This is a genomic window from Neorhizobium petrolearium, from assembly GCF_017873175.1.
GTDB lineage: Bacteria > Pseudomonadota > Alphaproteobacteria > Rhizobiales > Rhizobiaceae > Neorhizobium > Neorhizobium petrolearium.
Genome location: NZ_JAGGJW010000016.1, coordinates 153,080 through 165,441, shown reverse-complemented (window position 1 = coordinate 165,441; position 12,362 = coordinate 153,080). Strand labels below are relative to the sequence as shown.

Sequence of the window (12,362 nt, the reverse complement as noted above, 5' to 3'; positions counted from 1 at the left end):
ACACGGTTTGAGATGACCATCAGACAAGCCCCCATCAAGCAGGCGATGGTTCTGGCCGCAGGTCTCGGCACCCGCATGCGCCCGGTCACCGACACGATGCCGAAACCGCTGGTAAGGATCGACGGAAAGCCGATGATCGATTACGCGCTAGATGCTCTCAGGGAAGCCGGCGTCGAGCGCGCGGTCGTCAACGTGCATCATTTCGCCGACCAGATGGAAGACCATCTGAAATCCTATGACGGTCTCAAAATTCTCATCTCCGACGAGCGCGATGCATTGATGAATAATGGCGGCGGCATCGTCAAAGGTCTGAAGCTGCTTGATCGGGATCCCATCGTCGTCATGAACGCCGATCTCTTTTGGATCGGCGAGAAGCCGGGCATGCCGACCAATCTCGAACGCCTGGCCGGATTCTTCGATCCTGACCGCATGGATATGGCGATGCTCTGCGTCCGCATCGAGGACACGACCGGGCATAACGGCGTCAAGGATTTCAGCATGGCCCCTGACGGCAGGCTGACCCGCTATCGCGACGATCCTTCCAATCCGGTCGTCTATGCCGGCGCTTTCGCGATGAAGCCGTCCTTTCTTGACGATGCGCCCGCCGAGGCGTTCAACATCAACATCTATTTCGACAAGGCGATCGCGCACGGCAGGCTCTACGGCATGATGCTCGAAGGTCATTGGCTGACAGTCGGGACACCGGAGGCGATCGGCGAAGCGGAGGATACGATTCGGCGATTCCGGGCGTCGGTGTAACCATGACGGGGCGGCATCAGCCACGCATCTTCACGATCCCCCCCGCGGCGCCGTTTCTGAAGACCGTCGCCGCTTCGCTTTGCGACGGTCGGCTAACGGATGGCTTTCGATATAATTCCTCCGACCCGCTCTCACTCGCCGACGTGACGATCTTCGTGCCGACGCGCCGTTCGGCCCGCGTGCTACGCTCGGAATTCGTTGATCTGCTCGGTGGCCACTCGGCCATCCTGCCAGTCATCCGGCCACTCGGCGAAACAGATGACGACAGCGGCTATTTCGATCTCGCGGCTCCGGAAGAAATGGACCTTGCCTTGCCGATCGGCGGCACCGCCCGGCTCTTGGAACTCGGCCGGCTGATCCTTGCCTGGCGCAACCAGTTGCCGAAGATCGTTCTCGACGTGCATTCGCAATCGCCGCTGATCGCGCCTGCCAGCCCGGCGGATGCCATCTGGCTCGCCCGGGCACTCGCCGAACTCATCGATTCTGTCGAGACGGAAGAGCGCGATTGGGCCGATCTCAAGAAGCTCGACACCGGCCAACATGCGCTCTGGTGGCAGCTCACCGCGGAGTTTCTTACGATCGCCAGCGCCTTCTGGCCGTCGCGGCTGGAAGAGCTCAAACGCTCCTCGCCGGCAAGACACCAGGCGGCAATCCTGCGCGGCGAGGCCCGCCGCATCGTGGGAAAGGAGCACAAGGGGCCGGTGATCGTTGCCGGTTCGACCGGTTCAGTACCGGCCGCGGCCGACCTGATCGCCGCCATTTCCCGCCTGCCGAACGGCACCGTCGTGCTGCCCGGGCTCGATCTTTCCATGCCGGCGAACCAATGGGCGATGATCGGCGAGGAAGCACCTGACGGAAAGATCGAACCAGCAAGCCGAAGCCATCCACAGTTTGGCCTGTCACGGCTCCTGAAGAAGCTCGGCATGGTACGGGAGGACGTGGGCATCCTCGGCAACATTCCGGACGATCTCGATTTCCGGACCACGACTATTTCCCAGGCACTCGCGCCCGTCAAGGCCACCGATTACTGGAACATCTGGCGGGAATCCGCCGACCAGACTCTCTTGCGGGAAGCCTTTGCGGGCGTTTCGCTGATTGAGGCCGCCAACGAACGCGAGGAAGCGGTCGCGGTCGCGATCGCTTTGCGCCTTGCGCTGGAACAACCGGGCCGGGAGGGCGGTGAAAGCCAGGCAGCATTGATCACGCCCGATCGGGCGCTGGCCCGCCGCGTCACCACCGAGCTTTCCCGGTTCGGCATCATTGCCGACGATTCTGCTGGCTCTCCGCTTTCCGGCACACAGCAGGGCACATTAATCCAGCTTCTCCTCGAAGCGACGCTGAGGCCGGGCGACCCGGTTGCGATCGTCGGGCTCATCAAGCATCCGCTCGTCCGGCTCGGCTTTCCGGCCGAGGAATTGCGCCCGGCGATCGAGGCCTTGGAAATGCTGGCGCTGCGCGGCGGCACCGGTGACATGGATATCTCGGCACTGGAACCTCTCCTGGAAGAGCAGCTTGCGGAACAACGGAACGACAGGCACCCGCCGCATTGGCGGCTGTCGCTACCGGAAGGTGCGGCCGACAAGGCGCGCGATCTCGCCCGGCGGCTGGCAAAAGCCGTCGAACCGCTCGCCTCGGCTTTCGTGCACCGCCGGCCCGATGGCCGTGGCCTAACCACCAAGCTTGCACTGGCCGAATGGGCAACCAGAACCGGCCGTGCGCTTGAGGCGATCGCAATCGACGAACGCGAAAGTCTTGCCGGCCTCTGGTCCGGTGAAGCCGGCGAAAGACTGGCGGGACTACTTTCGGAAGTCATCGAGACTGACGGGCAGATGGAGGCGGACGGCCCGCAGTGGATCGACATCGTCGTGGCGCTGACGACGGGCGAGGCGGTAAAACCCCGTTCTCTCAGTCATCCGCGCGTCTTCATCTTCGGTACGTTGGAAGCACGGCTGCAGAGCGTCAACACGATGATCCTCGGGGGACTGAATGAAGGCTCATGGCCTGGCCAGACAGTCAACAATCCCTTCCTCTCGCGCACGATGAAAATCGACATCGGACTCGAACCGCCCGAGCGGCGGATCGGCCAGCTCGCCCACGATTTCCAGATGGCCTGCGGAACCCGCAACCTCATCCTGTCGCGCTCATCGAGACAGGGCTCGACGCCAACCGTTGCCTCGCGCTGGCTGCAGAGGTTGCTGGCGCTCGGCGGCAAGCCGTTCGCCGACGAATTGAAGGCGCGCGGCGACGATTATCGCCACTGGGCCTCGGCGATCGACGCGGGCGAGAACCAACCCGGCGCCAAGCGCCCCGCCCCGAGGCCGCCGGCTGAGCTGCAGCCGAAAAGCTACTCCTTCAGCGAAGTGGGGCGGCTGCGCCGCGACCCTTATTCCGTCTACGCCCGACGTATCCTGAAGCTCGACCCGCTGGACCCGTTCAACCGCGATCCAGGCGCTTCGGAACGTGGCACGCTCTATCACGCGATCATCGACCGCTACACGCGCGAAGGCCACAAGCCCGGTTCGCCGGCCGCGAGGGAGGCGATGCTGCGGATCGCTCACGAACTTTTCGATGCCGAGCAGTTGCCGCCGCATATCGACCGCGTCTGGCGGCCGCGCTTCCTAGATGTCGCCCGCGCCTTCCTCGACTGGGAGGCGGAGCGCGCGCCGGACATCCGCAGGACGGTAACCGAGGTTCGCGGAGGCTGGGAATTGGAGCCGGCCGGCATCCGCGTCACCGGCATTGCCGACCGGATCGATATCAAGGGATCGGGCCTTGCCGATCTCGTCGATTACAAGACCGGCCTCAGCCCCTCCGTCTCACAGGCGCGGGCGCTGCTCGATCCGCAGCTTGCGCTGGAGGCGGCTGCCCTGCAAGCCGGTGCGTTCAGGGATGTCGGGCCGCTCACGCCCGACCGGCTGCTCTACGTCCGGCTTCGGCCCGGCGATCGGTTCCGCGAGGACAAGGTCAACAATGAGGACACCTCCGCGAACGCCAGGCGCCAGCCAAAATCGGCGCTCGATCTTGCCCAGGAATCGCTCGAACAGCTCACCCGTTTCGTCATCACGCTGCGGAATGGCGAAGCCGGCTTCGCATCACGCCTGATCCCCTTCATGCAGGGCGATTTCGGCGGTGAATACGATCATCTTGCACGTGTGGCGGAATGGTCGACGGCGGACGATGACGGGGAGGCAGAAACGGATGAGTGATCTTCTCCCTGAAGACGACGATCCGATCAAATGGATCGACTGGACGACAGTGCAGCAATCGCTCGCATCCGATCCGGTGAGTTCTGCCTGGGTCTCCGCCAATGCCGGCTCAGGCAAGACGCATGTGTTGACCCAGCGTGTCATCCGGCTCCTGCTCTCCGGCTGCCGCCCATCCTCGATCCTCTGCCTCACCTATACCAAGGCCGCGGCATCGGAAATGTCGAACCGTGTCTTCCAGCGGCTTTCCGAATGGACGGGGCTCTCCGACGACGAGCTCGGAAAGAGGATCGCCGGCATTGAGGACGCTGAGCCGGATTCGCTCAAGCTTGCCGAGGCGCGCCGGCTGTTCGCCAGGGCGCTGGAGACGCCGGGCGGCCTGAAGATCCAGACGATCCACGCATTCTGCGAGGCGCTGCTGCACCAGTTTCCGCTGGAAGCCAATGTCGCCGGGCATTTTTCCGTTCTCGACGATCGTGCTGCGTCCACCCTGCTCGCCGAAGCCCGGCGTTCGCTTCTGACCGCCACATCCGCGGAAGACGATCCGGAACTGGCGGAGGCCTTCGCCCATGTGCTCGATCTCGGCGACGAGTTCGGCCTCGAAACGCTGCTGTCCGACATCATCGCCAACCGCACGGTGATTCGCCGCTTTATCGCGCGAGCCGAACGGCAGGGCGGCATCGGCGTTGAACTGAAGCGCGCCTTTGGGCTCGATCCGGCCGATACGGAGCAGAGCATCGCAGCCTGCTACTGGCCGCTGCCCGGCCTTTCCGGCCTGACACTCGACCTCTATCTGGCACTCGCGGACCAGAAGGGTGGTCAGAAAGTGACCGAGGTCGCCTATGGCCTTCGGATGGCCGCCAGGGAGCCGGACCTCTTCAAACGCGTCCAATATCTCGACCAGATCTTTCTGACGCGCGAGGGTAAACCGAAAGCGGACAGTTCGCTTGTTGCAAAGGCGATGGTGACGACCGCGCCGGAACTTGCAGACGCGATCGACTGCGCCCGCACCCATGTCGTGGCCTGCCGTGACCGGCTGCGAATCGCGCGCATGCTTTCCGCCACCAAGGCGGCGCTGACGCTGGCCGAGCGGCTGAACGGCGATTACGAGGACCTGAAGAAACAGCGCAGCCTGCTCGATTTCGAGGACCTGATCGCCCGCACCGCCGATCTGCTCACCCGCGACGGCGTCGGCGCCTGGGTGCATTACAAGCTCGATCAGGGCATCGACCACATCCTCGTCGATGAGGCACAGGACACAAGTCCCATCCAGTGGACGGTGATCAAGTCGCTCGCGGAAGACTTCTATTCGGGCGCCAGTGCCCGGGAGGCACGCCGCACCATTTTTGCCGTCGGCGACGAGAAACAGTCGATCTATTCATTCCAAGGCGCGCGACCGGAGCGATTTGCGGAAGAACGCGGCGAAGCGGAAAAACGGGTAATGGCGAGCGGACAACCGTTCCATTCGGTTCGGCTGCCGCTCTCCTTCCGCTCCACGGCCGATGTTCTTGCCGCCGTCGATCAAGTGTTCTCGCTGGAAGAAAATGCCAAGGGTCTCAGCGCGCTTGGCGAGCCAGTGCAGCACCGGTCCAATCGCATCGGCCATCCCGGCGCGGTGGATCTTTGGGACGTCGTGGTACCGGAAGTTTCCGAACGAGAGGAAGACTGGACGGCTCCCTTTGATTCAACACCGGACAAGGCGCCATCGGCGATTCTCGCAAGCCGGATCGCCAATCGGATCGGTGAGATGATCGGCAGGGAGACGATCATCGAAAAGGGTGTCGAACGGCCGGTCGAGCCCGGCGACATCCTCGTTCTGGTCCGCAAACGCGATGCTTTCGTCAATGCGCTGACCCGGGCGCTGAAGCGTCGTGACAACATTCCGGTCGCCGGTGCCGACCGGTTGCGGCTGACCAGCCATATCGCCGTGCAAGATCTGCTGGCGCTCGGACGCTTCCTGCTTCTGCCGCAGGACGACCTTTCGCTCGCGGCGCTCCTGAAAAGCCCGCTCTTCAATCTCTCGGAAGAAGACATCTTCGAAGTCGCAGCGCTTCGGTCGGACGGGATCGGCGCATGGGACCAGATCAACCGGCTCGCCGATGAACAACCGCTGCGTTTTCGCGATGCGTCAGACCGGCTGCATCATCTGCTTGCTCTTTCGCGGCAACTCAGCCCGCACGATCTCTTTGCCCGGATTCTCGGCCAATATGGCGGGCGGCGGAAATTCCTTGGCCGGCTCGGCACCGAGGCCGGCGATATCCTAGACGAGTTCCTGACCTTCGCGCTTGACCATGAGACCAGTGGCCTGCCCGGCCTGCAAGCCTTCATCTCGACGCTGGAACTCGAATCTCCGGAGGTAAAACGCGAGCAGGACGGCGGCCGCAACGAAGTCCGAATCATGACCGTGCATGCTTCCAAGGGTCTGGAAGCACCTGTCGTCTTCCTGGTGGATAGCGGCTCGAAAGCCTTCATCTCCTCGCACGTGCCGAAATTTCGCCTGCTACGGACCGGCAATGGGGAAGTGCCGGCCTGGGTGCCGGGTAAAACAATCAGCAACTCCCTCACGACAGCCGATGACGAGCGGATCAGGACAGCGACGGAGGAGGAATATCGCCGGCTGCTTTATGTGGGTATGACGCGGGCTGCCGACCGGCTGATCGTCTGCGGCTACAGGGGCAGCCGAGAAAACCCGGGCACTTGGCAATCGATGATCTCGGCGGCGCTTGCCGCCGACGAGCAGCATTGCAGCCCTGCGCAATTCACAGGCGCGGATGGCGAGTGGGACGGCTTCAAGTGGCGGCTGCCCGCATCTTACAGCCGCGTTGCCAGGGCGGAGCAGAAGGAAACCACGTCAGGCGAGAAACAACCTTTGCCGCCAATCCTCTTCCGCCCCGTGCCGGCTCAAAAGATGCTGCCGAGGCCTTTAAGCCCATCCGGGGCCGGTACAATGATCGATGACGAGGCGGACGACCTTATCGTCACGTCGCCGCTGTTCAGTGAGAGGGAAAAGGCCGGGCTTGCACTTCAAAAAGGAAAACTCGTCCATCGCATGCTGCAGATGCTGACGGATTTCCCTCGGCATGAGCGGGAGGCGGCCGCACTGCGCTATGTGGAGCGAGCCGCCCGCTTCTGGCCGGCGACGGAGCGGGAGAGCCTCGTCGCCTCCGTCATGTCCGTGCTTGCGCATGAAGAGCTCGGACCGATCTTTTCCGAGCGAAGTCAGCCGGAAGTCTCGATTATGGGAACGCTGACGCTCGAGGGGAAGGACTACGCGATTTCCGGCCGGATCGACCGGCTGGTGGTGACCGAGACCCGGGTCATCATCCTCGACTACAAGACCAACCGTGTGCCGCCGAAAGGGCCGGACGAGGTGCCGCTTGCGCACCGCGCCCAGCTTGCCATCTATCGCGAAATCCTGACGCCGCTTTATCCCGACAAGACCTTTGAATGCATGCTGGTCTATACCGAATCGGCTATGGTGATCTCGCTGCCGCCGGACCTTCTGTCGCGCTCGCTTGCGGAACTCAAAACAAAGTGAGATGACGGCCATTGAAAATTTTGAGCGCGCGTCTCACATTTGGTTCAACAGAGAATCGTGAAGGAGAGCCCTATGGCTACCGTGAAAGTCGATAACAGCAATTTCCAGGCCGAAGTCCTTAACTCCGCCGAGCCGGTCATCGTGGATTTCTGGGCCGAATGGTGCGGTCCGTGCAAGATGATCGCCCCGAGCCTTGAAGAAATTGCCATCGAGCTTGCCGGCAAGGTCAAGGTCGCCAAGCTGAATATCGATGAAAATCCTGAACTGGCTGCCCAGTTCGGCGTGCGGTCGATCCCGACGCTCGCCATGTTCAAGGGTGGCGAAGTCGCCGACATCAAGGTTGGCGCCGCTCCGAAAACCGCCCTTTCGGCCTGGATTTCCAGCGCCGCTTAAGCTGTAAAGTGAAGTGACCTCATGAAAAAACGGCTGTATCCCTGCAGCCGTTTTTTTATTGCCTATCCCTGAGGGATCAGGTCGGCGGCGTGCCGTTATCGGCCAATGCATTGCCGGCGAAATAAAGCGAGCCTCCGATCAGAATGCGCGGCGGCGGACTGCCCGGCACCTGACGGCGGGTGATCTCCTGCAGCGCTTCCACGATCGAACCGGCCGGCTCGGCGACCAGGCCCGCATCATAGGCCGAATGTGCCAGAACAACCGGATCCAACGCCGCATCGCTGCCGCGAATCCGTACCGTGAAGACATGTTCGGCAATGTCGGTGAAGGCACGGAAGTAACCCACCGGGTCCTTGGTGTTGATCATGCCGGCGATAATATAGAGCGGCCGTGGCTGGCGCTCCTCGAAGGCCACCATCGCCTCGGCGATCACCTCGCCGCCAGAGGGATTGTGGCCGCCGTCGATCCAGATTTCCGATCCTTCAGGCGCATGCCCCAGCAGGTTGCCTTCAGTCAGCTTCTGCAGGCGAGCCGGCCATTCGACGGTGGTCATGGCCTTTTCCATGATTGCTTCGGTAACGGTGAAGCCCGCCGCCTTGACCGCACGGATCGCCGCCGCCGCATTGGCATATTGATGCCGGCCGGGCAGTTTCGGGAGAGGCAGGTCGGCAAGTCCGAACTCGTCCTGATAGACCAGCCGGCCAAATTCCTCGTGGGCGGTAAAGTCCTGACCGTAGACGGAAGCCGGGCAGCCGAGCCGTTCAGCTGTCGATACAAGAACGTCGCGCGCCGCCTCGAATTCCTGATAACCGACGACGACCGGCCGGCCACGCTTCATGATGCCGGCCTTTTCCGCCGCGATCAATTCAACTCTGTCCCCAAGATAGGCCTGGTGGTCGAGTGCAATCGGCATGATGACCGAAACGGCAGGGTTCGGGACGACATTGGTGGAGTCGAAACGCCCGCCCATGCCGACTTCGAGGATAACCGCATCAGCTGGTTTTTCGGAGAAGAGGAGAAAGCTCACCGCCGTCAGAATCTCGAAGACCGTGATCTGCTGGCCGGCATTCGCCTTCCCGACACGGCGCAGCGCATCGGCGAGATCAGCATCCGACACGAGCTGACCCCGGCCACCCTTCATGCCGATCCGATAACGCTCGTGCCAGTTGACCAGATGCGGCGACGTATCGACGTGCACCGAGTAGCCCCCGGCTTCGAGGAGCGCCCGGCAAAAGGCCGTCGCGGACCCCTTGCCGTTCGTGCCGGCGATATGGATGACCGGCGGCAGCTTGAGATGCGGATTACCGAGAACCTCCAGGAGTCGTGTAATCCGGTCCAGCGACATGTCGAAACCCTTCGGATGAAGGGTCATCAAGTGCTCGATTTCCTTCTCGGCTTCGCTCACTGCGGCCTCGTTCATGATAGTCATACCGCCGCTCCGGCCCTTCGATAGTCCCGATCAATTCCCCGGCGATCAGGCGCTGACCGCAACGGGCACCGGAAGCGCATCCTGGACCGGCTGTTTCGTCAGCATCTTCAGAAGCTTCGCGAGCGTTGCCGGGATATCGTGGCGTTTCACCACCATATCGACCATGCCGTGTTCGAGCAGGTATTCCGACGTCTGGAAACCCTCGGGAAGCTTTTCCCGCAGCGTCTGCTCGATGACGCGTTTTCCGGCAAAGCCGATCTCTGCGCCGGGTTCGGCGATATGGACATCGCCCAGCATGGCATAGGAGGCGGTGACGCCCCCCGTAGTCGGGTTGGTAAGCACGACGATATAAGGCAGACCCGCTTCCTTCAGCATATCGACGGCGACCGTGGTGCGGGGAAGCTGCATCAGCGACAGGATGCCTTCCTGCATGCGCGCGCCGCCCGAGGCTGGGAAGATGACCAGCGGGCACTTTTCCGCCAAAGCCCGCTCGCAGGCCTTGACGATCGCCTCGCCGGCCGCCATGCCGAGGGAGCCGCCGATGAAATTGAACTCATGCACGACGGCAACCAGCTTCAGGCCCTGAACCTGGCCGACACCGGCAAGGATCGTGTCTTCCTGCTCCGTCTTCAAACGGCTGTCCTTCAGACGGTCGACATATTTCTTCGAATCGCGGAATTTCAGCGGATCCTGGGCAACCTTCGGCTGAGGCAGCGATTCATAGACGCCGCCGTCGAAAAGATCGGCAAGCCGCGCCTTGGCAGGCATCTTCATGTGGAAACCGGAAGCGGGAATGACCCACTTGTTCTCCTCCAGATCCTTGTGAAAGACCATCTCGCCGGTTTCCGGGCACTTGATCCAGAGATTTTCCGGAACCTCGCGGCGGCCCAGCATGGAGTTGATGCGCGGCCGGACGTAATTGGTGAGCCAGTTCACTTGGGCGTACTCCTGTTGGAATTCGAGCCTAATGTGGGCGGATTATTCGACGGCAACAAGGCGTGCTGCACGTACACCGGTCGCAAGACCCCGCACCAGCGTAGCGACGGAGGCGACGGTATCCGGGCCGGCCTTGCCGTCCCTGGTCAGGCTACCGGCGATCTGCGCCACGATTGCCGTACCCACGACAACGCCATCGGCTGCCGCACCGATCGCCTTGGCATGATCGGCCGTCTTGACGCCGAAGCCGACGCAGACCGGCAGGTTCGTGTGCCCCTTGATGCGGTTGACGGCGCTCGAAACGAGCGACGGATCCGGCAAGGCCGAACCGGTGATGCCGGTCATCGAGACGTAATAGACGAAGCCGGACGTATTCTTCAGGACCGCCGGCAGGCGCTTGTCGTCGGTCGTCGGCGTCGCAAGGCGGATGAAGTTGATGCCCTTTTTCAGCGCCGGGATGCAGAGTTCATCATCCATCTCCGGCGGCAGGTCGACGACGATCAGGCCGTCGATGCCGGCGGCCAGCGCATCATCCAGGAACCGGTCGACGCCATAGACATAGATCGGGTTGTAATAGCCCATCATGACGATCGGGGTCTTATCGTCGCCCTCGCGGAATTTCCGCGCAAGTTCAAGAGTCCGGCTAAGCGTCTGTCCGCCCTTCAGCGCCCGCTGACCGGCCATCTGGATCGCCGGACCATCGGCCATCGGATCGGAAAAAGGCATGCCGAGCTCGATGATATCGGCGCCGGCTTCAGGAAGCGCCTTCATGATTCCGAGCGAGGTGTCGAAATCCGGATCACCGCCCATGAAATAGGTAATCAGGGCGGGGCGGCCTTCAGCCTTGAGGGCCGCGAAACGGTTGTCCATACGAGCGGTCATATCAGAGCTCCATGCCAAGGATCTTGCCGACGGTGAAGATGTCCTTGTCACCGCGACCGGAGAGATTCATGACGATGATCTGGTCCTTGCGCATCTTCGGCGCACGCTTGATCACTTCAGCGATCGCATGGCTCGGTTCGAGCGCCGGGATGATGCCTTCGAGGCGAGTCAGCAGCTGGAAGGCATCGAGCGCTTCCTGGTCCATGATCGGCACATACTCGACGCGGCCGATATCGTGCAACCAGCTATGCTCCGGACCGATGCCCGGATAGTCGAGCCCGGCCGAGATGGAATGGCCCTCGAGAATCTGTCCGTCGCCATTCTGCAGGAGATAGGTCCGGTTGCCATGCAGAACGCCCGGGCTGCCGGCCGTGATGGAAGCGCAATGTTCGACGCCTTCAAGACCTCGGCCACCGGCTTCCACACCGACGATCTGGACACCTTCATCATCCAGGAACGGGTGGAAGATGCCGATCGCATTCGAACCACCGCCAACGGCGGCGACAACAAGATCGGGCAGCCTGCCCTCGGCTTCAAGTATCTGCTCCCGGGCTTCCCTGCCGATGACGGCCTGAAAATCGCGAACCATTTCCGGATAGGGATGCGGGCCGGCGGCGGTACCGATCAGATAATAGGTGTCCTCCACATTGGTGACCCAGTCGCGCAGCGCCTCGTTCATGGCGTCCTTCAGCGTGCCGTGTCCGGCGGTCACCGGCTTCACCTCGGCGCCGAGAAGCTTCATGCGGAAGACGTTCGGGGCCTGGCGTTCGACGTCGGTCGCGCCCATATAGACGACGCAGGGAAAGCCGAAACGCGCACAGACCGTTGCAGAAGCCACGCCGTGCTGGCCGGCGCCAGTCTCAGCAATGATGCGCGTCTTGCCCATGCGCTTGGCAAGCAGGATCTGGCCGATACAATTGTTGATCTTGTGCGAGCCGGTGTGGTTCAGCTCCTCGCGCTTGAAATAGATCTTCGCGCCGCCGAGATGCTCGGTCAGGCGCTCGGCGAAATAGAGCGGACTCGGGCGACCGATATAATGGGCGCCAAGTTCGGCCAGTTCCTGCTGGAAGGCCGGATCGTTCTTCGCCTTTTCCCATTCGCCCTGCAGGTCCAAGATCAGAGGCATCAGGGTTTCGGCAACGAATCGACCGCCGAAAATGCCGAAACGGCCGTCCTCATCGGGGCCGGATCGGAACGAATTGGGTAATGGCGTCTGGTTCAC

Annotated in this window: 8 protein-coding genes; 4 read left to right on the top strand and 4 right to left on the bottom strand. The window is 62.3% G+C overall.

All coding sequences use genetic code 11. The annotated features are described in order from the left end of the window. Window positions 1–12 precede the first annotated feature (12 nt). From J2046_RS26950 to trxA, 4 genes are all read left to right on the top strand, one after another. Window positions 13–759 (top strand): nucleotidyltransferase family protein, encoded by a 747-nt coding sequence (locus tag J2046_RS26950; protein WP_210057085.1) that lies wholly within the window; start codon window positions 13–15, stop codon window positions 757–759. 2 nt (window positions 760–761) lie between these two features. Continuing rightward, window positions 762–3,965: a double-strand break repair protein AddB gene (gene addB / locus J2046_RS26945; RefSeq protein ID WP_210057083.1), complete on the top strand. Its 3,204-nt coding sequence runs from the start codon at window positions 762–764 to the stop codon at window positions 3,963–3,965. Continuing rightward, window positions 3,958–7,500 (top strand): double-strand break repair helicase AddA, encoded by a 3,543-nt coding sequence (gene addA / locus J2046_RS26940; protein ID WP_210057081.1) that lies wholly within the window; start codon window positions 3,958–3,960, stop codon window positions 7,498–7,500. Before addB ends, addA begins: the two co-directional genes overlap by 8 nt. Window positions 7,501–7,572: 72 nt before the next feature. Beyond that, window positions 7,573–7,893, top strand: coding sequence for a thioredoxin (gene trxA, locus J2046_RS26935; protein WP_210057079.1), 321 nt, complete (start codon window positions 7,573–7,575; stop codon window positions 7,891–7,893). Window positions 7,894–7,969: 76 nt separating this feature from the next. Here the strand turns inward: trxA and J2046_RS26930 are convergent, their stop codons facing one another. From J2046_RS26930 to trpB, 4 genes are read right to left on the bottom strand one after another with little or no spacing between them, the layout of a single operon-like run. Continuing rightward, entirely contained in the window at window positions 7,970–9,322 is a 1,353-nt protein-coding gene (locus J2046_RS26930; protein ID WP_210057077.1) for a bifunctional folylpolyglutamate synthase/dihydrofolate synthase, read from the bottom strand. 45 nt (window positions 9,323–9,367) lie between these two features. Then, window positions 9,368–10,258: an acetyl-CoA carboxylase, carboxyltransferase subunit beta gene (gene accD, locus J2046_RS26925; RefSeq protein WP_210057075.1), complete on the bottom strand. Its 891-nt coding sequence runs from the start codon at window positions 10,256–10,258 to the stop codon at window positions 9,368–9,370. 42 nt (window positions 10,259–10,300) lie between these two features. Then, window positions 10,301–11,140, bottom strand: a complete 840-nt coding sequence (trpA, locus tag J2046_RS26920) for a tryptophan synthase subunit alpha (RefSeq protein WP_210057073.1) — start codon at window positions 11,138–11,140, stop codon at window positions 10,301–10,303. A gap of 1 nt (window position 11,141) precedes the next feature. Beyond that, window positions 11,142–12,362 carry a tryptophan synthase subunit beta gene (trpB, locus tag J2046_RS26915; protein ID WP_210057070.1) on the bottom strand — a complete coding sequence of 407 codons (1,221 nt, stop codon included), beginning with the start codon at window positions 12,360–12,362 and terminating at the stop codon, window positions 11,142–11,144.

Bases quoted from the DNA above. Each gene is read 5' to 3' on its own strand.
- J2046_RS26950 (WP_210057085.1), top strand. From the start codon at position 13: ATGACCATCAGACAAGCCCCCATCAAGCAGGCGATGGTTCTGGCCGCA.
- addB (WP_210057083.1), top strand. From the start codon at position 762: ATGACGGGGCGGCATCAGCCACGCATCTTCACGATCCCCCCCGCGGCG.
- addA (WP_210057081.1), top strand. From the start codon at position 3,958: ATGAGTGATCTTCTCCCTGAAGACGACGATCCGATCAAATGGATCGAC.
- trxA (WP_210057079.1), top strand. From the start codon at position 7,573: ATGGCTACCGTGAAAGTCGATAACAGCAATTTCCAGGCCGAAGTCCTT.
- J2046_RS26930 (WP_210057077.1), bottom strand. From the start codon at position 9,322: ATGACTATCATGAACGAGGCCGCAGTGAGCGAAGCCGAGAAGGAAATC.
- trpA (WP_210057073.1), bottom strand. From the start codon at position 11,140: ATGACCGCTCGTATGGACAACCGTTTCGCGGCCCTCAAGGCTGAAGGC.